The organism is Streptomyces sp. CA-135486 (assembly GCF_050936555.1).
GTDB lineage: Bacteria > Actinomycetota > Actinomycetes > Streptomycetales > Streptomycetaceae > Streptomyces.
On record NZ_JBNJMM010000001.1, the window covers coordinates 889,511 to 911,221 of the forward strand.

Sequence of the window (21,711 nt, forward strand, 5' to 3'; positions counted from 1 at the left end):
CGGGACAGCCGGGACACCGGGAAGGGGCATCTGGGTGACCACGCACGCACCGCAGACGGCGCAGTCGGTGACGCTGCCGGCTTCGCTCGACGAGGCCGTGGCGGCTCTCACCGCCATGCCCGCTGCCGTGCCCGTCGCGGGCGGCACGGACCTCATGGCCGCCGTCAACAAGGGCCTGCTGCGCCCCGCCGGACTCGTCGGCCTCGGCCGTATCAGCGAGATCCGCGGCTGGCGCTACCAGGACGGGCATGCGCTGCTCGGCGCCGGACTCACCCATGCCCGGATGGGACGGCCCGACTTCGCGGCCCTCATCCCCGCGCTGGCCGCCTCCGCGCGCGCGGCAGGACCACCCCAGATCCGCAACGCCGGCACCCTCGGCGGCAATATCGCCACCGCCGCACCGACCGGCGACTCCCTGCCCGTGCTGGCCGCCCTGGAGGCGGACCTGGTGATCGCGGGACCCGGCGGCGCACGCCGTGAGATCCCCGTGTCGCACCTGCTGGCGGGCAGAGAGATGCTCGGCCCCGCCGAGCTCATCGGCTTCGTACGCGTCCCCCTGCTGCACGCCCCACAGGTCTTCCTGAAGGCCACGGGACGGACCGGCCCCGGTCGCGCCGGTGCCTCCGTGGCGGTCGTGCTCGACCCGGCGCGGCGCGGCGTGCGCTGCGCGGTGGGCGCCATCGCGCCGATGCCGCTGCGGCCGCTGGAGGCGGAGCGGTGGATCGCGTCGCTGATCGACTGGGATGGCGAGCGGGGGCTCGCGGTCGAGGCGCTGGCCGCCTTCGGCGAGTACGTCGCCGCGGCGTGCATCCCGGACCCGGCGCCGGCCGCGCAGGGCGAGGAGCAGGCCGTGCTGCCGCCCGCCGTACTGCATCTGCGGCGCACCGTCGCCGCACTGGCCCGACGTGCACTGGGGAGGGCGCTGTCGTGAGCAATGAGGAGAACCCGCACGAACTGCCGCACGAGCTCCCGCCGGAGCACGGGGGCTGGCAGCCGATTCCGCAGGGCGGTGAGTACGACGCCGAGGCCACGGCCTTCCTGCAGCTGCCGCCCGAGGGCATGCTGGACGCGGCGCCGCTGGCGGCGCCGGGACACGGTTACGTACCGCCGATGATCACGCCCCTGCCGCCGTCCGCGGCCGATCCTGGAGCGACGGACAACTGGGAGGCGCACCGGGGGACGGGGGAGCCGGGGGCGGCGCGGTGGCCCGAGCCCGAGTCCGCGCGCGGAGAAGCCGTGGACCCGCGTGCCACCGGCCAGTGGACCTTCACGGAGCAGGAGCCCGCGCCGGTCGCGGCCGCCTCGGAGCTGACCGGCCAGTGGACCATCCCGGTGGCGCAAGGAGATCTGCCGGAGGAGTCCGGCGAGTTCACGACGACGGCGCTGCAGTCCCAGTGGAGTACCCCGCCCGTAACCCCGCCGGGCGGTGCGCCGGCCCCGTGGGCGCCCTCACCCGACGCCCCGGCCACGCTGCCGGGCGGTGCGCGCGCTCCCTGGGCGCCGGAGCCGGAGACGGTCGAGGAGCCGGAGGCGGTCGAGGCGGCCGACCCGGAGCAGACCGCGGACGAGACCCCTGAGGCGGCTCCGGAAACCGCACACGATGCCGCACCTGATGCCGCCCCGTCGGAAGAGGGCGCCGCGGAAGGCCACACCGGCACGGACGAACACCCGCCCACCTCCTACGTCCTGCGCGTCAACGGCACCGACCGCCCCGTCACCGACGCCTGGATCGGCGAGTCGCTCCTGTACGTACTGCGCGAGCGCCTCGGCCTCGCCGGTGCCAAGGACGGCTGCTCGCAGGGCGAGTGCGGCGCGTGCAACGTCCAGGTCGACGGCCGTCTCGTCGCCTCCTGCCTGGTCCCCGCGGCGACCGCCGCCGGCTCCGAGGTCCGTACGGTCGAGGGCCTGGCCACCGACGGCGAACCCTCCGACGTACAGCGCGCTCTCGCGGCCTGCGGCGCGGTCCAGTGCGGCTTCTGCGTCCCCGGCATGGCCATGACCGTCCACGACCTCCTGGAGGGCAACCACGCGCCCTCCGAGCTCGAGACGCGCCAGGCTCTGTGCGGCAATCTCTGCCGCTGCTCCGGCTACCGGGGCGTCCTCGACGCCGTACGCGAAGTGGTCGCCGAGCGCGCGGCGAGCGCCGCGGCCGCCAACGAGGCCAGTGAGGAAGTCCGCATCCCGCACCAGGCGCCCCCCGGCGCAGGTAGTGTGCAGCACCACCCGCACGACGGAGGCATGGCGTGAGCAACGACGCGGCCACCACCGCGACGCCCCAGTCGGCCGGCGCTCCCCAGACGGAGCCGCCGGCTCTCGGCCTCGGTGCTTCTCTCCCTCCGGCCGATGCGAGGGCGAAGACCGAGGGCACGTTTCCGTACGCCGCCGACCTGTGGGCCGAGGGCCTGTTGTGGGCGGCGATCCTGCGCTCCCCGCACCCGCACGCGCGTATCGGCTCGATCGACACCTCTGCGGCGCTGGAGATGCCCGGCGTACGAGCCGTAGTGACACATCAGGACATTCCAGGTGATTCGTCGTACGGCAGACAAATCGCCGACCGTCCGGTCTTCGCCTCCGAGCTCGTACGCCACCACGGCGAGGCGATCGCGGCAGTCGCCGCGGACCACCCCGACACGGCCCGCCTCGCGGCGGCGGCCATCGCTGTCGAGTACGAGGTACTGGAGCCGGTCACCGACCCCGAGAAGGCCTTCGCCGCCGAGCCGCTCCACCCCGACGGCAACCTCATCCGCCACATCCCGCTGCGCTACGGCGACCCGGATGTGACGGGCGAGGTGATCGTCGAGGGCCTGTATCGCATCGGCCGCCAGGACCCCGCCCCCATCGGCGCCGAGGCGGGCCTCGCCGTGCCGCGCCCGGACGGCGGCGTGGAACTGTACGTCGCATCCACCGACCCCCACACCGACCGCGATCTGGCGGCCGCGTGCTTCGGTCTGGAGCCCGACCGGGTGAAGGTCGTGGTCACGGGCGTCCCGGGCGCGACGGGCGACCGCGAGGATCCTGGCTTCCAACTCCCGCTGGGCCTACTGGCGTTGAAGACCGGCTGCCCGGTCAAGCTGACGGCGACCCGCGAGGAGTCCTTCCTCGGCCACGCCCACCGCCACCCGACGCTGCTGCGCTACCGCCACCACGCGGACGCTGAGGGCCACCTGGTCAAGGTCGAGGCCCAACTGCTCCTGGACGCAGGCGCATACGCCGACGCCTCCTCCGAATCACTCGCGGCCGCGGTCGCCTTCGCCTGCGGCCCCTACGTAGTCCCGCACGCGTTCATCGAAGGCTGGGCGGTCCGTACGAACAACCCTCCCTCCGGCCATGTGCGCGGCGAGGGAGCAATGCAGGTGTGCGCGGCCTACGAGGCCCAGATGGACAAGCTCGCGATGAAGCTGGGCGTCGACCCGGTGGACCTGCGCCTGCGCAACGCGCTGGCGACCGGAGACATCCTCCCCACCGGCCAGACGGTCACCTGCCCCGCGCCCGTCGCGGAACTCCTCCAGTCCGTACGGGACTTCCCCCTCCCCACCCTCCCCAAGGACACCCCGGAGGCGGCCTGGCTCCTCCCCGGCGGCCCGGAGGGCGCGGGCGAACCCGGAGCCGTGCGCCGAGGCGTCGGCTATGCACTGGGCATGGTCCACATGCTGGGAGCCGAAGGCACCGACGAAGTCTCCACCGCAACGGTCAAGGTCCACGACGGCGTTGCCACGGTCATCTGCGCAGCCGTCGAAACCGGCCAGGGCTTCTCCACGCTCGCCCGCCAGATCGTCCAGGAGACGCTGGGCATCGAAGAGGTCCACGTGGCCTCGGTCGACACGGACCAGCCCCCGGCCGGCCCGGCGGCCCACGGCCGGCACACCTGGGTCTCGGGCGGCGCGGTCGAGCGCGCGGCGAAGATGGTCCGTACGCAGCTTCTCCAGCCCCTGGCCCACAAGTTCGGGATGTCGACGGAGCTGCTCCAGATCACCGACGGCAAGATCACGTCGTACGACGGCGTGCTGTCGACGACGGTCACGGAGGCGATGGACGGCAAGGAACTGTGGGCAACGGCCCAGTGCCGCCCGCACCCCACCGAGCCCCTCGACGACTCCGGCCAGGGCGACGCCTTCGTGGGCCTCGCCTTCTGCGCCATCCGCGCGGTGGTCGACGTGGACATCGAACTCGGCTCGATCCGCGTGGTCGAAATGGCGGTGGCCCAGGACGTCGGCCGCGTCCTCAACCCGGCCCAACTGGCTTCCCGCATCGAGGCGGGCGTGACCCAGGGCGTCGGCACGGCCCTGACAGAGAACCTCCGCACCTCCCGCGGCCTGGTCCGCCACCCGGACCTGACGGGCTACGCACTCCCGACATCCTTGGACGCCCCGGACATTCGCATCGTGAAACTGGTCGAAGAACGCGACGTGGTGGCCCCCTTCGGCGCGAAGCCGGCGAGCGCGATCCCGGTGGTCACGTCCCCGGCGGCGGTGGCTTCAGCGGTGCGCGCGGCGACGGGACGGCCGATCAACAGGCTCCCGATCAGGGCTCAGGCGGCGGTGGCTGTTCCCAACTCGTAACTGTGTGATGCGCATTGCATGTGCAATCCAGGGGTGCGAGGTGTCAGTGTTGCTCGGTACAGTGATCCCTGTAGACGTGTGTAAACGGGGAGGCGTTCGTGGCAGAGGACGACGGCACAGGGGCGGTAGCGGCGGCGGGGGCGCTCGGCGCGTTCGGTTTGATCCCTCTGGCGAGTAGCGCAGCGGCGGTGGCGAAGATGGTCACCGACATGGAGTCGATGAAGGAATTCAGGACAGAAGTCCACAAAATTCTCGCCGACCTTGAAGACTCCGAGGCGGCACCGGAGAAGGTCTCGGCTGAGCGGCTGCAGCAGAGCCACCTGGGCAAGCCCGAGTTCAGGGAGAGCGCATACCTGTACGGCGCCTACTCGATCGTCCATGACGAGCTCGAGAAGCTCTCCAAGATTCTGGCGTTGCAGATCGACGGTCTGAGTATCGCGGTGCAGGCTTCTCAGGAGGGCTACGAGAACATCGACTACGACATCCGGCAGCGCATGCGGCGGCTCGCCAGCGAGATGTCGCAGCAGCAACAGGGCCAGGCGCAGCAGAGCGGAGCCAACCAGGCGGGTGGCGGCGGTTCGCAGTCTGGCGCCGAACAGTACGAAGCCTGATGAACACGGGGACGGGGAAGGTAGGAATGGTGGTTCGCCATGGCTGACGATGCGCAGACCGGGCGCAAGACGCCGGAACTTGTGGAGACAGACTTCCACTCCAAGACGCACGACGAGCTGCTGGCCATGATCGAGGGAACAAAGGCCGAGTCGGCAGCCGAACTTGCCAAGAAGTTGTCCAAGGCTGCTTCGAAGATCACGCAGGTTGGTGAAGGCCTCAAGTCCCATATGACGCGTGTCATTTGGGAGGGCGAAGGCGGCACGGCATTCCGGAACTGGGGTCACGAGGCGGCCATGGCCACTTTGGAGCTCGGTAAGTACAGCAAGGAGGCTTCGTCGTGGCTGCAGGATGTTGCCACGGCCATCGCCACCGCTCACAGCGCGATGCCGAAGAAGGACGGGTCTCTCGAGACACAGGCGAACGAAGCGAAAGAGGTCCTCAGGGCTGCGCGTAACGATCCCGGCGCGGGTGACACGTCTGAGTACAGCAAGCAGCTTTCAGCTGCCCAGGCCGGGATGGAACAGCGGCGCCTGGAAGCCGCCGATCAAATGAGGAAGCTGGCGCAGACGTACACCCACTCCGGGGAGCAGATCATGAGTCTGCATCCGCCGGAGTTCCCGCCGCCACCGGGGCGGTTCGTGCCGCCCGCTACCCAGGGCGTTCACGACGCAGAATACGTTGGCAGTTCTGGGACCGCCCAGAGACAGCGTTCGTCTCCCGATTCACACTCGCTGTCGGAGCGATCGGTCTCTGCACCCACTGAGACCTCAGCAAAGACTCACCTGCCTCCGGCTACCGTCTCACCTCATACCGCCGTGCCCGAGCGCCCTGTCGGCATGGAAATCGATGGCGTCGCGACTTTGCCTCCGCCGGTGTCGACTACGCCGCCGGTTACGCCGGGTCTCACTCCGCCGCCCAGTGGCCATGAGGGTCCGGGCGTCCCGCCGCCAGGGTTGATCCCGCCCACGTTCGGTGGCAGCAAGACAGCCATGCCCAGCACCACTGCGCCCGGGAGGGGCTTTCCCAGCGCTCGGGGTATCGTCCCGCCGGGACAGGCGGGAATCAACTCACGAATGCCGCGTGAAGGCATCGTCGGTGGCCGTCAGGTCGCGCCAAACACGGGTCGTCCCACTGGGCTTCCCCGAGGCACGGTGATCGGCCAGGAAGGGAACGGCCGCGGACCGATGGGTCGCACGGGCACGGGCGGCATGCATGGCGGACATTCCGGAGGAGGCGCCGGTCAGAACGGCATTTCCGGTGGCCGTCGGCTGGCGTCCGAAACCGGCGGTGTTGTCGGAGGTCGGCCTCAGCAGCCCGGAAAGAACAGCGCTAAGCCCTTCACGCCAGGGGGCTCGGGTCTGGTCCGAGGTGCTAACCCGAACTCTGCCGAGGGTACGCACCCCGGACAGGCAGGCCGGGCTGGAGCGATCCCTCCTGGGACGCACGGTGCCAACTCTCGTCGTGATGAGCAGGGCGGCGAGCGCCCGGACTACCTGTCGGAAGACGAAGAAACCTGGCAGCAGGGCGGTCGCCGCGTTGTGCCGCCGGTCATTGACTAACCCGTGCAAGACGGGGAGAGGGAACTGATGCACACCAGCAGCCGTCCAGTAGCCAAGCATGGCCGCGCAGTATCCGCTGCCTTGGGCATGCTGTTGGTGGGCATCGCCGCAACTCCTGCCCACGCGGAGACAATCCGCGATCAGCAGTGGCACCTGGACACGATGCATGCCGACGAGATGTGGCGAACCAGCACAGGCAAGGGCGTCACAGTCGCCGTCATCGACTCAGGTGTCGACGATCGTCTGCCTGATCTGCACGGGCAGGTACTTCCAGGACTTGACCTCTCGAAGCAACCGGGTGATGAGAACTCGGACTACGAGGGGCATGGCTCGGGAATGGCCGCCATGATCGCAGGTACAGGAAAGCGGCCTGGTGGGAAGGGCTCATTCGGTCTGGCTCCCGGGGCCAAGATCCTGCCGATCAGGATGCCCAAGGGAAACGAAGGAACAAAGCTGGGGTTTAACCCTGAGCTGTGGAATAGCTCGCTCAGTAAGGGGATTCGCCACGCTTCCGACTCCGGCGCTCGAGTCATCAATATCTCGCTGGCTTCTAATGAAGAGACGTCAGACGAAGTTGCTGAGGCAGTGAAGTATGCCCTGGGTAAGGGATCGTTGATTTTTGCAGGCGTGGGCAACGACGGCGAAAAGGGGAACCCGGTTATGTACCCGGCGGCGGTCCCGGGCGTCGTGGGAGTAGCCGCGTTCGATAGAAACGGCCGGACAACGAACGAATCGGAGCGAGGACCGCAGGTGGACCTTGTGGCACCCGGTGAAGACATCTTCGCCGCGTGCCCTGGAGGGACACAGATCTGCAAGAGCCACGGCACGAGCGATGCCACCGCTCTCACATCCGCCTCTGCCGCGCTGATCTGGTCCAAGTACCCGCAATGGACCAATAACCAGGTCCTCCGCGTCCTGATCAACACGGCTGGAAAAGCAAAGAGCGGCAAAGCCCGTACTGACGCCGGCGGGTATGGAGCCGTACGTCCCCGCATTGCCCTGAAGACCCCCGGCGACCCCGGCCCCGCCGACGAGTACCCGCTTCCCGACCTCGCGGCCGCTGCCCCCAAGTCACCTTCCCCGGGCGCCTCCAAGACCACGGGTGGCACCGAGACCGACAAGATGCAGCCTGATGCCGCAGCTAACGCGTCCAAGGACGACAGCAATACCGGTCTTTGGATCGCCCTGGGCGTCGGCGCGGCTGCCCTCATCGGCGCCGCTGTCGCCGTCACGCTCATTCGCTCCCGCCGTCGCAATGCGGCACTTCTGCCTGCTCCCGCTGTGGCACCCGCACCATATCCGTATCAGCCGCAATTCCCCCCGTCCTACGGTTCCCCTCATGGCGGCGCACCTGACGCCAACTCTCCATACGGCGGCCATCAGGGACCGGGTCAGCCTGGCTGACATACCCGTCTCCACTGAGCCTGGCCGCTCTTGTGGCAGGGGGGCTCGGATGGTATGGCCGTGGGCTGTGCATGCTCCGAGATTCCGCATTGCACTTGCGCACGGCAATGCCGCGTCCGATAGCGTTTCATGCGCACGGAACAGCTGTGGCGGATGAACGCGATGAGACGGGGGGACGGTTGTGGTGAGCGAGACGCAACCGCAAAGCCTGCAACACCTGGTTGAGCTGGAAGGGCAGCAGACATCGGGGAGCCGGCCTGATCCAGGTTCTGCGAGCGGTGCAATGACGCTTGCCTCGGCAGGGCCGGACGGTGGCGGAGGCGGCGAGGGTGGCGACGGGCTGAAGCACACGGAGGGCCCTTGGACGCACGGTGCCACGGTCGTCGGTGAGCTGAAGACAGACACCGATACCGGCTTGACCAAGCTTGGCCAAGGGCACGAGGGAGTCTCCACCGGCACCGAGGGACTGGAGACCACCGCTGCGCTCAGCGCCGTCCTCTACTCGTGGCAGCAACGGCTGAAGACCGTCCGAGACGAGTGCGGAAACCTGGAGACTCCCCTTCGCCTTGTGGCCAAGGACCAGGGGGAATTCGAGAGGTACACCGCTGGCAAATTCACTCAGGCTGTGCCCGCTGAGGGCCAGGACAAGGGCGGGCGGTGACGGCGATGGTGTCCTTGCAGGAGCTGAAGGATATGAAGCTGTCGGAGCTCGTCGAGGCGGCCCAAGGCTGGGCCGATGTGAGCAACCGGGCGTATACGTCTCGTAAGAGAGTCGACAACGAAGTAGTTGCCAAGCTGACCGACACTCAGAAGGGCATGGCGGCCATGTTCGCCACGTACCGGCTGGGTCGTCTCAGCCGTAACTATCAGTACATCCACACTGAATGCGGACTGCTCGAGGCCTCGCTGAGCGGTCTGGCCCAGGAACTGGCCGCTCCCCAACGCCGTCTCCTCACCGCACTGGCCGAAGCCGATCACTACAAATTCACGGTGCATGACGATGGTTCGGTGAGTTACCCGGCGGCGGGGGAGGAGATCGACGGCCAGCAGCCTCAGGGCGACACGGCCACAGGAGCCCACGGCTTCTTCGGGCGGGCGCTCAAGGCACCCGTCGCAATGATGAACCCCAACCCGAACGCCGCGAAGGCACAGGACATCGCCGACGACATAGCAAGCGCTCTCAGTGAAGCGACCGAGATAGACGGCGAGTACGCCGCGGCTGTGCGAAGGCTCAAGGCGGAACAGGGCCTCGAGGTCACCGACAACACCTGGGCCGACGTCAGCGGTGACGCGAAGGCTGTCCATGGAGCGGCGGACGACGTCCTGAAGGACGCCATCCCGACGGGCAAGACCCCGGCGGAGCGCAAAGCGTGGTGGGACGGGCTCACCGAGGAGCAGCGGATCGAGTATCTGGCCGTCTACCCCGACACCGTCGGCAATCTCGACGGAATCCCGGCCGGGGCGCGTGACGAAGCCAATCGCAGCTACATGCCACAGCTGATGGGCCGGCTTTCGGAGCAGGGCGACGAGGCATCCCAGACCAAGCTGGCAGGCCTGCGGAAGATCGACGAGCAGCTCAGGGAGGGAAGTCAGCCTCCCATGTATCTCCTGGGTGTCGGCGATCAAGGAAACGGCCGCGCGATCGTCTCGTACGGAAACCCGGATACGTCGAAGAACGTGTCGGCGTATGTCCCAGGGCTGAGCACCAAGCTCGACGAGGAGTTCGCTGGCGGCACGCTGAAGCGCGCGAAAGACACAGCGGTCGGTGCTCAGGAAATCGATCCGTCCAGCGCCTCGATCGTCTGGCTCGGCTACGACGCACCGTTGAGCGTGGACGTCGCGACCAACGAGGACGCCAAGAATGGCGCCCCCGCCTATCAGAGCTTCATGGGCGGGCTGGCGGCGACCAACGAGAACGCCGACCCGCATCTCACCGCCATTGGCCACTCGTACGGCTCACTGACCGTCGGTACGGCCACTCAGCAGCCGGGTGGCATGCCTGACGTCGACGACATCATCCTCGTCGGCAGCCCCGGTGTCGGCGTGGATCACGCGGAGGACCTGGGTGTCCCCAAGAACCATGTCTTCGTCGGCGCCGCGGAGAACGATCCTGTCACCAAGGCGCCGTCCGGTGGCTCGGTCGTCGGCGGAATCATTGGAGGAGCGACCGGGTTCGCCGTTGGAGGTCCCGGAGGAGCGGTTGCCGGTGCGGGCATCGGCGCGGATCTGGGCGACCCGGGCGACGATGACAACTGGTTCGGCAAGGACCCGGCCAGTGAGAGCTTCGGTGCCACCCGGTTCAGGACGGAAGACGGACCGAACCCTGTCCGGCACCTCACCCTGGAAGCACACTCGAACTACTTCAACCCCGACAAGGATCAGATGTCCGCGGACAGCATCGCCAATATTGTGGCCGGCAATCCCGGCGGCATCACCCCGGAGGCCCGACGATGAAGGCACGTCTCACTGCAGCCGCCGTGCTGGCACTGCTCGCCACTGGCTGTGGCCTCACGGGAACGTCGGGATCGTCAGGAAGCGGGGAAGAGCGAAAGGCTCCGGAAATGAACATGCAAGAGGCGGCAGAACGCGCCGACGCGCTGCTGATCGACACCATCAACTCGATCAAGCCGCCAGTGAAGTGGGCCTACGGCATTTCCACGGACGGCGGCTGCGAGGTGTCCCGGAGGATCTCCGTGACCACTGTCATCTCCCCTGAACGAAGGGGGAGTTTCCTCGGGGTGGTGGAGCGCCAGTGGGAAAAGAGCGGATTCACGCACCGGGGAACGAACAAGAGCGAGAAGACTCCGGCGACATACTTCCTGACGCCGGACGGTTTTCAGATCAGGGTGCTGTTCGGCTACCAGGGGCAGGCGCACTTCGAGGTGGCGACGCCCTGTGTGGAGAAGTCCGACGTCGAGCCGCCGAAGCAGGTGCCGGGTGGGCCCACCTACGACGGTGGGAAGGCTCCTCTGCCTAGCGAAAAGTCGGACTTCTGGTCCGCGGGCACACCTGTCTCGGGAGCATCTCCCAGCAGCTGATCGCTCCTCAGGCGCAGTTCAGCGCGTGCTGCGACCTCGGTGGGTGGGCAGCAGTCCCTGCACTGCCCGGGCTCTGGGGCTCGGAAGGCGCGGTCGCACTGGGCGCAGTTCTGGAGCGGGGCCGGGCGGGCCTGTTCCGGGACTGCCGGGAGTGGTGGCGGCAGCAGATCGGTGAGGCGGTGGACCAGCCGGGCTGCCGGGTGGTGGATCGGTTCCGTAGGGAGGTCTGCGGTGAGGGTGCGGCGTACGGCCTCCGGGGCGATGCCGCCCTCCAGCCAGGCGTCGACGGCGGGGGCGAGGCGGCGCATCGAGAAAGTGCTGGGACAGACATGATCCTCAGGCCCTCTGCCGGAGACGGTTCCGTGCTGGAGTGGTACAAGAGCAGCTACAGCACGGACGATGGTCCCGCTTGCGTCGAGATCGCCACCACCCCCGGCACGATCCACGTCCGCGGCTCCAAGAACACCCACGGTCCCCAGCTCTCGTTCGGGCCCGCCACCTGGGCCGAATTCATCGCTTGCGCCACGGGTAGCTGAGCCTGGCCGACGCCGCACCTGGGTCCGACGCGAGGCTTAGAACACCGGTAGTGCTGTGAGCGACTTCTCGGTCATCAGGAACACGCGGTTGCCGTCGGCAGCGAAACCCAGGGGGTCGGAAATTTCGGTCAGGTCGTAAACCGCGGCGGACTCGCCTTGGTCCAGATCTACCCCTTTCACCCAGGGGTAGTGCACGATCCAGGCGAAGCTGCCCTGGACCAGGACGGGGCTGTTGAAGTCACCCCTTGCCGTATCGAAACGGTCGTCCCAGACGGCGCTTCCGTTGGTCAGCTTCACGCACCGGGCCCATCTGCCGCGCATGGCGTATACGAAGTCGCCGAGCACCTCCGGCGTGGACCACGGCAAGAGTTCGCCGGTGTAGTCCTTGTACGGCTTGTTGGTCCAGATCTCCATGCCGTCGCTGATGCGGCGTGCGGTCAGGTTCTTGCCGCCGAGGTAGACGGTCTTTCCATGAACGGCTGGCGTGTGGGCGGTTTCAGCCTCAGTGGCGTGTGTCCATGCCTTCTTGCCGTTGCTCGTGTCGAGTGCCGCGACGAGTCCGCCCTTACCACCGAAGATGAGGCGGCCCTGGGCGGCGGCTGCACCAGGTCTAGGGGCTTTGACGACGTCAGCCGGGCTGCCGACAGTCCAACGGATTTTGGCATCGGAGCGCCCGATGGCCCGCACTCGGCCGTCCGTCGTCACCACGTACACCGAGTCCTTGTCGGCGGCGAGGACGTATCGCGCTTCGGCAGGGGCCGTCCACTTGCGTTCTCCTGTGGAGGCGACGAAGGTCACCAGCTTGCCTCCGAGGCCGACGGCGGCAATCAGCTGGTCGGACAGGGAAACGTACCCGCCGGAAGTAACAACTTCCGGAGCGCTCCAGCGCAACGTTCCGTCGACGACGCTATGTGCCGCCAGGCCGCCGTTACGTGCGCCGAAAACAATGACGTCGCGCACAGGCCTGGGCGGCGGCGAGTCGTCAGCGTTCACTTCCAATGGGCCCCACAGGGGCGCGAGCTCCCGCTCTCCGAAGCCATTGACCTCTGCCTTGCTCTGGTTCAAGATGCCCGCTTTCGGAGTATCCACCGCAGGTGGGATGTCGAAGGGACCGGATGCGGCTTTGCTCTCCGCACCGGAGTTCGAACTCTTGCCGCCGCGCCGCAGCCACCAGGCGACCCCGCCACCGCCGGCCGCCAGCACAGTTCCGCCAGCCGCGAGTGTGGTCAGAAGCCGACGGCGGGATACTGCGCCTTCCGTGTCCGAGCCGGACCGGGTGGTGAGCTGGTGGACTCCCGTCTCCCGAGCCTTGATGTCGTCGGCCAACGCGCCCTGCCGCCAGGCGCGTTCCGCGCGGCGAGGCGGTGCGAATGCCGTGGCGATCTGGCTCGGTGCGGGGCGCAGTCCGGCGTCCTTGGCGAGACACGGCCCGATCAACGGTTGGAGTGCCGGTGAGACCAGGGCGAGGTCCGGGTCGCCGTGCACCACCTCGTACTGCACAGCGGCTACATGGCTGGCGTCGAACGCGCGGCGGCCGCTCGACGCATAGGCGAGTACGGCTCCGAGAGAGAACACGTCGGCGGGCGGGCCGACCCGCTGCCCGAGGATCTGCTCCGGGGCGCCGTATCCGGGCGTCACGGGGATCTGGCCTGTCGTGGTGAGCGTCAGGCCGTGCTCGGGGCGGGCGATGCCGAAGTCGATGACGCGCGGTCCGGCAGACGTCATGACGATGTTCGGCGGCTTGAGGTCGCGATGGACAAGCCCTGCGACATGGATGTCGTGAAGTGTGCGGGCGAGGGCTTCGCCGAGAGCTCGTACGGTCATGTCGTCCATGGGCCCGTATGAGCGGATCGCCTCGTCCAGCGTCGGTCCCGCCAGGAACTCGGTGGCGATCCACGGGCGGCCGCCTTCCATCTGCGACCCCAATACATGAGCCACACCCTTGCTGGTCACGGCCTGGGCCATCTGCGCCTCACGCACGAAGCGCTGCGCGAGGTGCTGGTCGTGGGCGAGTTCGGGACGCAGCACCTTGACGGCAGCGGTCTGGCCCGCGCTGTCCTGGCCGAAGTAGACCTTGCCCATCCCGCCTTCGCCGAGCACGCCGAGAAGGCGGTACGGGCCGAGGCGGAGCGGGTCACCGGTGCCGAGCGGGTTCATGGGGCGAGGCTTTCTGTGGAGTTCACTGGAGTGGGAACGCGGTTAGGGAATTGCCGCCCAAGGCGATCACGATCTGCGCACGCGGATGTGCAACGAAGCGCGTGCCGGTGGTCTCGTATGTGTGAGTTGTCGTCTGGGCGGTGAGTGAGACGCCGCGGAGGCCCGATGCGTCTTTGACGTAGATGTGCTCTACGCCGATGACAGGAGGGGCGGTGAGATCATCCGTTCCATCGCCGTCCTTGTTCAGCCAATCAATGCCTCCGCTCGCCGCTTCGAGCCCGATGAGGTGGAGACGCTGCTGCGCGGCGTAGACAACACCATTTGCGACAGCCGGTGGGCCGTTGTAGTAGTTGAATTGGCCGCGGCTCTTCTTCTGGAAATTCCATGCTTCGCCGCCGTCGCTCAGCCGCAGAGCGCGTAGTGGTCCCAGACCCAAATAGACGTGCGTGTCGTCCGTCGACAGCATTCCGCGCGCCTGGCCCGGCTTGGCGCCGTACATCGGCTTGTCCCAAAGGACCTTTCCGGTACGTGTATTGCGTGCCACGACACGGACAGCACCCTCCGCGGTCTCCTGGATCAGGACGAGCCGTTCGCCAATCACCCGGCCCGCGAGGAAGTGCAGTCGCTTGGACCCTTCCCGTCGGGCTGGGAGACGTTGTCTCCACAGCTCCCTGCCAACGAGCGTGTCCACGGCTGTCAGGAACCAGGGCTGATCACGCTGGATGCCGGCCTTTGTGTCGGCGCCCTGGCCGGCGGCCAGGTAGACGACCCCGCCCGAGACGCACACCAACTGGTTCTCCGTGACGGCTCCGTTGAGGCCATTCAACGGAGGAAAGCTCTTCTTCAGCTTGCCGTTGGTGAGGTCAATTGTCTCGATGAGGAGCGGCTTGGCGCCGGCTCCCGTTGCTGCCTCTCTGGGCTTGCCGAGGCGGTAGATCTCCTCGCCGTCAGAAGCGATCTGCCAGTAGTGCTCGCGTCCGCCGCTCATCCACGCGGTCTGCCCGGTACGGGGGTCGACCGCCGCCAGACCGCTGCTGACGACCAGGGCGAGCAGGTCACCGACGGGAAAGGGAATCGATGCCGTTGCGGGCCACAGATCGCCCGGGGGCTTGGTCACCTCGACTTGCCAGACGTAGTCCGCGTCAGGGCTCTTCGGGGAAGGTGATGAGATGCCCAGGTTCTTCTGGGGGCTCTTCCTGCCAGGACTCTCGGGGGTGAACCATGACCAGGCACCGACCCCGGCGGACGCCACGCCGAGAACTGAACCCCCGCCTATTGTCAGAAGCTTCCGGCGGGACACCTTAGACGTGTTCTGCGCTGTCGACGCGAGTGAATCCTCGGCCGGCGCTGGGAGGCGGTGCGGCTGGTGCTGCCAGGCCTCTGTAGCACGACGGGCAATCTCCGCGAGGAGCATGTCCGGGAGGTGGTCGGCGAATTGGCCGCGGCCGTCGTGGAGGTGGGCCGCCAGCTCCGTGGTGGTCGGCCGCTGCGCCGGGTCCTTTGACAGGCAGCGCGTGAGGACCGGGACCAACGCAGTGGGTACGCCCGTGAGGTCTGGTTCCGCATACCGGACGCGGTAGAGGAGGTCTGCGGCTTGGCCCGCGCCGAAGGGGCCGTGGCCTGTCAGGGCGAAGACCAGGACGCCTGCCAGGGCAAAGACGTCACCGGCGGGCGTGTGTTCTTGGCCGGTTGCCTGCTCCGGTGACATGAAGGCGGGGGTGCCCGCCGCCGCTCCGGTACGAGTAAGGCGGTCGTCGCCCGCCGCCCTGGCGATGCCGAAGTCGATGATTTTGGGGCCATACGCCGTGATCATGACATTCGACGGCTTCAAGTCGCGGTGGACGACGTCCGACGCGTGGAGCTGAGCCAGCGCGCCTGCGAGCGCCGCCCCCAGCGCACGCATCGACGTCTCCGGCAGCGGCCCGGCCAGGGCGACCGCGTCGTCCAGCGGCGGGCCGAGGACGTACTCGGTGGCCAGCCAAGGTGTTTCGGCCTGCGGGTCGGCGTCGACCACGGTCGCGCCGTGATGGCCGCCGATGATCCGGGCCGCGTCGGTCTCCAGCCGGAAGCGGGTCCGGAATCCTGGGTCGGTGGCGATGGCCGCGTGCATGGTCTTGAGCGCGACGGTCCGGCCGCCGGCCGAGCGTGCCAGGTAGACGGTGCCCATGCCGCCGCTGCCGAGGCGGGCGATCAGACGGTACGCACCGAAACCGGCGGGATCGTCATGCGTCAGAGGGGAGAGCACAGGTCAGACCCCGTGGGTGGGCGGAACACGGAGCTCCGCGGCGAGCACTTCGGCGGACTGGCGGGCCACGGCCGCCACCACACGGCCCGGCAGCCAGCCGGGCGTCAACAGCGAGCTGCTCGAGTCGAGAACCGTGGACGCGGGCGCCGGTGACGCGGGAGGCAATGCGTGCAGGACTTCGGCCGCCGTCGGGCGGGCCGCCGGGTCGCGGGTGAGGCAGCGGGAGATCAAGGAGCGAAGGGATTCGGGGAGATCGCCATTGTCCGGGACCGTGTGGCCGGCGGCGACGTACGCGAGGACCGCGCCCAGGGCGTAGACGTCCCCCGGCGGGCGCGGGCGGCCGCCCGATGCCTGCTCCGGGGCGAGGCTGCCGGACTCCAGGCCGGGCAGGCCGGAGCGCTGTTCGCCGTCCGGGGCGGCGGCGCGTACGGCGCCGAAGCAGGTCAGACGCGGGCCGTCGCCCGCCAGCAGTACGGCCGCCGGTGACAGGCCGGCGTGCGTGATGCCCGTCGCGTGCGCGCCTGCCAGCGTCTCGGCGAGAGCAGCCCCGATGGCCCGCACCGTGCGCTCCGGCAGGGGCCCGCCGTGGACGGCGAGGGCCACGGGAAGCGGGAGCGAGGGGAGGTACGGGGACGCGTACCAGGGGGAGTCGGACGGCGGCGACAGTTCGGCGACGGGGGAGACCCAGGGGCCGAGCAGCCGGCGAGCGGCGTCCGCCTCGACGAGGAAACGTTCGGGATCCACACCTTCCCCCGGTGTCCTGACCAGCACCGTACGATCGCCGTCCGCGCTGCGCGCGATGAAGCGGCGCTCGGGGGTCGGGGGAAAGCCCGGACCGGCCGGATCGAGTCGCGTGATGAGGTAGTACGGCCCGATCTGGCGCGGACTGTGCCCCTGCGGCCGTTCCGTGTGTGCTCGTTCCATCTGCTAAGCCCCCGTCGGCAAGACAACATCGGCAGAGCCTACCGAGTGCCCGAGCGCGGGTTCGCCGGGAGGTGGATGGATGCGCTGTGCCTTTGCTCGTCGGCCATCTTCAGACGTTTCGTACATTCGCATGGCGAAACCGCTGAGCAAGCGATTGGCCCCAAGCGCCTTAACCGCCCCCACTCGTGGCTATTTGTAGCTAATTGCAAGCGCAATTCGGGGGTGTTCCCTGTCTCAAACGCTCGCTACAGTTGCCTTGAAGCAGTGGGTAACGGGGGAGGGCACGTTGCTGCCGAGCAACGGTAGGTCAGGGGCCAGGCGTCGTGGCCCCCTACTGGTCCTGCTCGGGGCTGCCCAGGACGCGATGGTGCGAGGCTGGCTCGGAGGACGGGCGACGAGCGGTGTGGTGGTGAGGGCGGAGTTCACGCCCCGCGCTCTGGTCCGTCATACGGCGGCCCGCCGCAAGCTCCGCCACCTCTCATCGATCAGGTCTCCGTAATTCCTGTGAGTCACAGCATTCCTGTGAGTCGCAGCGAACCAGTCCGGGCAAGGGCAACGATCCAACCGCAGTCCTGAGGGAGACATGTCGTTCGAAGAAGAGTGGGCGCAGCACAAGAGCGAGGCCACAACCCGAATGCAGCTCAACCACGTTGACCCCGGGGACGGCGGGCGTGGAGGCGGGCAGAGGCTTCACGTGACGTACAGCGTGCTGATGGGCCGCGCAGACAAAGCCGATATCGCCCGCGGTGACTTCGTCGAAGCCGACGACAAAGTGATGACAGAGACCGGCCAGGTGGGCGCGAGCCTCAAGGGCTTCAAGTCGGGACCTGCCTTCGCCACCTTCATCTCCCGGTGGAAGAAGCAGGTGTCTTACGTAGAGGGCTTGCTCAAGAACGACGTGGCGGGGCAGCTTCGGGCGTCCGCAGCTGATTTCGAGGTACGCGACAAGGACGAAGCAGACCGCTACAAGAATGCTCACAAGGGCAAGAACGGCGGCGCCGACGACAAGCCGGACCTGAAGTAAGAGGCTGAGGAGATCACGGACATGCTCGACTACAAGACACTCCTCCATGCCGACTTCACGGAACTGTCAGAGGCGGTGACCCAATGGGGCAAGCTTCCTGAAAAGTTCCAGAAGGCCAACACGCTCTACTGGAACACGGTGGTCAAGGACATCTACGGATCCGACTGGACGGGCGAGGCAGCCACCGCAGCCTATGAAAAGCTCTCCATGGTGGACAAGCAGATGGTGGCTGCGGGCGACGAGGCCGCTGACGTCCACAAGCTGCTCTCCGATGCGCATGACATCTTCACGGAGGCGCAGCGGAAGCTGAAGACCCTGACGGCCGACATCGAGAAGGACAAGTACCTCTCGATCAAGCCCGACGGCGAGGTCTGGTTCGACCCTCCGGAGGGCACCGAGAACCAGGCGCAGCTCAACAAGGCATATCAGGAGTCGATCCAGGCCTACCGGAGCAGCATCCAGAGCCATGTGACCGCGGCACAGGAAGCGGACGACACTCTCCACTGGGCCCTCAGCCAGGATTACAACGGTCGCCAGCGCGGCTTCGATTCCGACACGTACAACAGCATCAAGGAAGCCCAGAAGGGCCGGGAGCAGGCCGACAAGGACCTCAAGGAACTCGAGAAGCTGACCGGGGACAAGAGCGATCTCAGGCTGGCCGGCCTCTCGGACAACTTGGATCCCAAGACCCTTCAGCGGATCAACGCTCTCATCGCCAAGCACGAGGGAGACCCGTACTTCGCCGAGAAGTTCGCCACGAACATGGGGCCCAAGGGGACTCTCGAGCTCTGGACGCGAATCGCGGACCGGACGCAGACCGGCGGCGATCAGTCGAAGGCATCGGAAAGCATTCAGAAGTCGCTCGGCTACACCCTCGCCCTCGCCTCCCACTCCGACAGCGACGCCATGGAGCGCTGGAAGAAGGACATGGTGGGCCTGGGGAGCAAGCAGGTCGAGTTCCTGGACATGAATGCCGGCACCAGTCACAAGGGTCCGTACGGCTTCCAGGTGATGAGCAGCCTCATACGGAACGGTGTGTACGACAAGGACTTCCTGAAGGACTACGGCACGGGCCTGATCGACTTCGAGAAGGATCACAGTAAGACGGAGCTGAAGCGGCTGTACCGTCCGGACGGCTCGATCGACCCGTTCCTGAGCTTCGGTGCCGGCTCTGACCACGGACTGGACCCCATGGCCGGCTACATGGAGGCGTTGGGGCACAATCCGGACGCGGCGAAGGAGATGTTCTACTCGAAGGACTGGGAGGCCGATTCAAAGGTCGATCCCGAGCTGAAGTACCTCATGTCCGATCGCAAGTGGCCCGACGGAAATCCGTTCGCGGAGGACAAGCGGGGTTACGGGTACGACGAGCTGGGGCATGCGCTGGAAGCCGCGACGCTCGGTGTGCCGTACGACCAGCCGGAACTCGGACTACGCCGCGACGACACGACGGCCAACATCATGTCGCAAGTCGTCCAGACGGTAGCCAACGACCAAGGGTATGTGGCGGACAAACCCGGGATCGGAAACAGTCTCGCCAAGATGGGTGCGGGCTATATCGACGATCTGGACTGGGCAGTGGGGAATTTTGGAAACGCTGACGCTGACCAGGCGCTCCGTGACGAAGCCTTCAATCACAAAGGCCCGGGCCACATCAATCTCAAGCATCAAACGGCTTCCGGTTTCCTGGCCTCCGTGGGCAAGCACGAGGGGAGCTACGAGATTCTTTCAGCGGCACAGTATGAATACACCTCAAATGCGCTGGTGGCACATCGTCAGCCCGACCCGGCTCTGTCAGCAATGCTGGAAACAGGCGCCAAGACGCACGGAATCCTTGATCAGGCTCGGGTGACCGAGATCAACCACGCGTACGGCGAAGCCACTGATGAAGCCAATCGCAAGATGGCCGAAGCAGCGGAGTGGAAGAAGTTCGGGGTCAGCCAGGGCATCGGCCTGGGGGTCGGTCTGGCCACGCTGCCGTTCGGCGGACCCACTACCGCGGCAGCTGTCGCCTTCGCTGTGCCCGCCGTTATCGAGGGCGTGGGTGGGGCAATGGAGACGGAACAGGGCATCCAGATCGACCGTGAACTGGCTGAGAAGGAAGCCGATTTCGACCGCAAGGAAGAAATGGACAAGTGGAAGTTCGCCGATTTGGGCCAGCGTCGTGCAGCCGATCCGCTCGACGCGTACCTTGCGGTCCATCCCGAGCTTGACGGAACCGAGTGGTCCAGGGAGACGAAGCGGATTATCGAAAGCGGCTACAACAACGGTGATAACGAGGCCGACCAGATAGATGCGGACTGAGTGATGGAGCACTTGTTTTCCCGTCGGTCTCCTACGGTCGTGCTGCTGGCGTGCCTGCTCCTGGCGAGCACCGCGTGCGGCGGGAGCGACAAGGGGCCGGAGAAACCCAAGGTCGCGCTGACGCCCTTGAGTCGGGCATGTGGGGGGATCTTCGACAAGGAGACGCTTGCCGAAGTGCTGGGAACCCTCCGCGGTAAGGGTCTGAAGCAAGGGGCGCAGGTCGCAGGCGCTGTCGACAGAGGAGCTGAGGTGGGGCGATTTCTCGGCGAGGAAATGGATTCGACCGGGCCCACCAAAACCACTTGCTTTGTCGACGGTGAATCCGGCGGTGCCGCGGAGATCCAGATCTATTTCTCGTGGTGGCCCGGGCCCTTCTCGAGGAACGGACCCCAGCGGGGCAAGTCGGCTGTCTTCGAGGCCGACGAAAACATGCCATTTCTGTTCGTTGACTGCCGGCGCCCGGACCTGGTCAAGCCGGGGAAGAAGCCGGCCGTGCTTCGCGGCACCATCGTCGACCGCCTCGGCCTGAGCAGCAACGCAAGCGCCAAGCTCCTCATCGCCTCGGCCCGGAAGGTGGCGGAGGGCTTGAAGTGTGAGAACCAGCTAACGTTTCCCGATCCGCCCGAGCGTCAGAAGGGCCTGAAGTAATGACCGGCGTCGTCATCTTCTTCTTCGTCGCGGCCGCCCTCTTCGTCGCCCTCGGGCTTGCCGACCAGCGCAAGCTCTACTGGAAGCTGTCGTCCTGGCGGTATCGCAATCCTGAGGCCAATGAGCCCTCCGACACCGCGTACACCATCGGGCGCGTCGTCGTCTTCGCCGCAGCAGGGATCATGTTGTTTCAGGGATGCTCGGCCATGAGCTTCGCCGATGAAACCTCCTGGAGCAAAAGCGAGTTCAAAGAGGCTGTCCAGAGCGCGGCCGTCTCTTTGGGGGAGGACTCGCACGTCGACTCGTCGGCCGGTGGCTATGCCTCGCTGATCGAGTCGAAGGTCGGTGACGCGGGTGAGGGCAAGGGGCCGTCGTACGCGGTCGAGGCCAAAGCCGTCGGTGAGAGTGATGACTACGAAATCACCGCGCGCGGTGAGGACTTCGTCTTCTGCATGCACGTCTCGCAGAGCGAGGAGGGCGGGTTCGCTGTTCCGGGAGCGGACGGGTCGAGCACGGTGGTGCCCGAGTACGAACTGACCGCCACCGTCGACGAGGGCTTCTGCTGAACGTCGCTGCTCGCGTACGAGAGCGGCCGTCCCCGCACCACGGGGGCGGCCGCTGTCGTGGTCCGGCGTTCAGAAAGAAAACGCGGTTGCCCGTGGCGGCCATGTGAGAACTACGAAGCGCACCAGGCGGGCCAG

Annotated in this window: 17 protein-coding genes; 14 read left to right on the plus strand and 3 right to left on the minus strand. The window is 67.2% G+C overall.

What is annotated here, in order from left to right:
• Positions 1-34: 34 nt before the first annotated feature.
• The 10 genes from ACQEVG_RS04040 (at position 35) to ACQEVG_RS04085 (ending at position 11,708) form a co-directional block, all read left to right on the plus strand.
• Positions 35-931: an FAD binding domain-containing protein gene (locus ACQEVG_RS04040; RefSeq protein WP_360880102.1), complete on the plus strand. Its 897-nt coding sequence runs from the start codon at positions 35-37 to the stop codon at positions 929-931.
• Complete coding sequence (locus tag ACQEVG_RS04045) at positions 928-2,247, plus strand: 2Fe-2S iron-sulfur cluster-binding protein (protein WP_432977083.1); 1,320 nt, start codon at positions 928-930, stop codon at positions 2,245-2,247. The genes ACQEVG_RS04040 and ACQEVG_RS04045 overlap by 4 nt, the downstream gene beginning before the upstream one ends.
• A complete protein-coding gene (locus ACQEVG_RS04050; RefSeq protein WP_432977086.1) occupies positions 2,244-4,559 on the plus strand; it encodes a xanthine dehydrogenase family protein molybdopterin-binding subunit in 2,316 nt (771 codons plus the stop codon). Before ACQEVG_RS04045 ends, ACQEVG_RS04050 begins: the two co-directional genes overlap by 4 nt.
• Before the next feature lie 98 nt (positions 4,560-4,657).
• Positions 4,658-5,170, plus strand: coding sequence for a hypothetical protein (locus tag ACQEVG_RS04055; protein ID WP_432977089.1), 513 nt, complete (start codon positions 4,658-4,660; stop codon positions 5,168-5,170).
• 39 nt (positions 5,171-5,209) lie between these two features.
• Positions 5,210-6,730 (plus strand): WXG100 family type VII secretion target, encoded by a 1,521-nt coding sequence (locus tag ACQEVG_RS04060; RefSeq protein WP_432977092.1) that lies wholly within the window; start codon positions 5,210-5,212, stop codon positions 6,728-6,730.
• A gap of 27 nt (positions 6,731-6,757) precedes the next feature.
• Positions 6,758-8,134 carry a type VII secretion-associated serine protease mycosin gene (gene mycP, locus ACQEVG_RS04065; protein WP_432977095.1) on the plus strand — a complete coding sequence of 459 codons (1,377 nt, stop codon included), beginning with the start codon at positions 6,758-6,760 and terminating at the stop codon, positions 8,132-8,134.
• 283 nt (positions 8,135-8,417) lie between these two features.
• Positions 8,418-8,795, plus strand: a complete 378-nt coding sequence (locus tag ACQEVG_RS04070) for a hypothetical protein (RefSeq protein ID WP_432977098.1) — start codon at positions 8,418-8,420, stop codon at positions 8,793-8,795.
• Positions 8,796-8,827: 32 nt separating this feature from the next.
• Complete coding sequence (locus ACQEVG_RS04075) at positions 8,828-10,588, plus strand: alpha/beta hydrolase (RefSeq protein WP_432977101.1); 1,761 nt, start codon at positions 8,828-8,830, stop codon at positions 10,586-10,588.
• The gene (locus ACQEVG_RS04080) at positions 10,585-11,172 is read left to right on the plus strand and encodes a hypothetical protein (protein ID WP_432977104.1); all 588 of its coding nucleotides are present in this window, start codon (positions 10,585-10,587) and stop codon (positions 11,170-11,172) included. Before ACQEVG_RS04075 ends, ACQEVG_RS04080 begins: the two co-directional genes overlap by 4 nt.
• Positions 11,173-11,501: 329 nt before the next feature.
• Entirely contained in the window at positions 11,502-11,708 is a 207-nt protein-coding gene (locus tag ACQEVG_RS04085) for a DUF397 domain-containing protein (RefSeq protein WP_432977107.1), read from the plus strand.
• Positions 11,709-11,744: 36 nt separating this feature from the next.
• Here the strand turns inward: ACQEVG_RS04085 and ACQEVG_RS04090 are convergent, their stop codons facing one another.
• Genes ACQEVG_RS04090 through ACQEVG_RS04100 form a run of 3 tightly spaced genes read right to left on the minus strand, consistent with a single transcriptional unit; the run spans position 11,745 to position 17,034 of the window.
• Positions 11,745-13,865 (minus strand): protein kinase domain-containing protein, encoded by a 2,121-nt coding sequence (locus ACQEVG_RS04090; protein ID WP_432977110.1) that lies wholly within the window; start codon positions 13,863-13,865, stop codon positions 11,745-11,747.
• Positions 13,866-13,887: 22 nt separating this feature from the next.
• A complete protein-coding gene (locus ACQEVG_RS04095) occupies positions 13,888-16,110 on the minus strand; it encodes a protein kinase domain-containing protein (RefSeq protein ID WP_432977113.1) in 2,223 nt (740 codons plus the stop codon).
• A 3-nt stretch (positions 16,111-16,113) separates the two neighbouring features.
• Entirely contained in the window at positions 16,114-17,034 is a 921-nt protein-coding gene (locus ACQEVG_RS04100; protein WP_432977116.1) for a serine/threonine protein kinase, read from the minus strand.
• Positions 17,035-17,617: 583 nt separating this feature from the next.
• Here ACQEVG_RS04100 and ACQEVG_RS04105 point away from each other — a divergent pair.
• The 4 genes from ACQEVG_RS04105 to ACQEVG_RS04120 are packed head-to-tail and all read left to right on the plus strand — an operon-like array spanning position 17,618 to position 21,576.
• The gene (locus tag ACQEVG_RS04105; protein ID WP_432977119.1) at positions 17,618-18,058 is read left to right on the plus strand and encodes a hypothetical protein; all 441 of its coding nucleotides are present in this window, start codon (positions 17,618-17,620) and stop codon (positions 18,056-18,058) included.
• 21 nt (positions 18,059-18,079) lie between these two features.
• Positions 18,080-20,362 (plus strand): DUF6571 family protein, encoded by a 2,283-nt coding sequence (locus ACQEVG_RS04110; protein WP_432977122.1) that lies wholly within the window; start codon positions 18,080-18,082, stop codon positions 20,360-20,362.
• Positions 20,363-20,401: 39 nt separating this feature from the next.
• Positions 20,402-21,010, plus strand: a complete 609-nt coding sequence (locus tag ACQEVG_RS04115) for a hypothetical protein (protein WP_432977125.1) — start codon at positions 20,402-20,404, stop codon at positions 21,008-21,010.
• Positions 21,010-21,576 carry a hypothetical protein gene (locus ACQEVG_RS04120; RefSeq protein WP_432977128.1) on the plus strand — a complete coding sequence of 189 codons (567 nt, stop codon included), beginning with the start codon at positions 21,010-21,012 and terminating at the stop codon, positions 21,574-21,576. Before ACQEVG_RS04115 ends, ACQEVG_RS04120 begins: the two co-directional genes overlap by 1 nt.
• Positions 21,577-21,711 lie beyond the last annotated feature (135 nt).

Coding starts and splice junctions, on each gene's coding strand:
- ACQEVG_RS04060 (WP_432977092.1), top strand. CDS start 5,210: ATGGCTGACGATGCGCAGACCGGGCGCAAGACGCCGGAACTTGTGGAG.
- mycP (WP_432977095.1), top strand. CDS start 6,758: ATGCACACCAGCAGCCGTCCAGTAGCCAAGCATGGCCGCGCAGTATCC.
- ACQEVG_RS04070 (WP_432977098.1), top strand. CDS start 8,418: ATGACGCTTGCCTCGGCAGGGCCGGACGGTGGCGGAGGCGGCGAGGGT.
- ACQEVG_RS04075 (WP_432977101.1), top strand. CDS start 8,828: ATGAAGCTGTCGGAGCTCGTCGAGGCGGCCCAAGGCTGGGCCGATGTG.
- ACQEVG_RS04080 (WP_432977104.1), top strand. CDS start 10,585: ATGAAGGCACGTCTCACTGCAGCCGCCGTGCTGGCACTGCTCGCCACT.
- ACQEVG_RS04085 (WP_432977107.1), top strand. CDS start 11,502: ATGATCCTCAGGCCCTCTGCCGGAGACGGTTCCGTGCTGGAGTGGTAC.
- ACQEVG_RS04090 (WP_432977110.1), bottom strand. CDS start 13,865: ATGAACCCGCTCGGCACCGGTGACCCGCTCCGCCTCGGCCCGTACCGC.
- ACQEVG_RS04100 (WP_432977116.1), bottom strand. CDS start 17,034: ATGGAACGAGCACACACGGAACGGCCGCAGGGGCACAGTCCGCGCCAG.
- ACQEVG_RS04105 (WP_432977119.1), top strand. CDS start 17,618: ATGTCGTTCGAAGAAGAGTGGGCGCAGCACAAGAGCGAGGCCACAACC.
- ACQEVG_RS04110 (WP_432977122.1), top strand. CDS start 18,080: ATGCTCGACTACAAGACACTCCTCCATGCCGACTTCACGGAACTGTCA.
- ACQEVG_RS04120 (WP_432977128.1), top strand. CDS start 21,010: ATGACCGGCGTCGTCATCTTCTTCTTCGTCGCGGCCGCCCTCTTCGTC.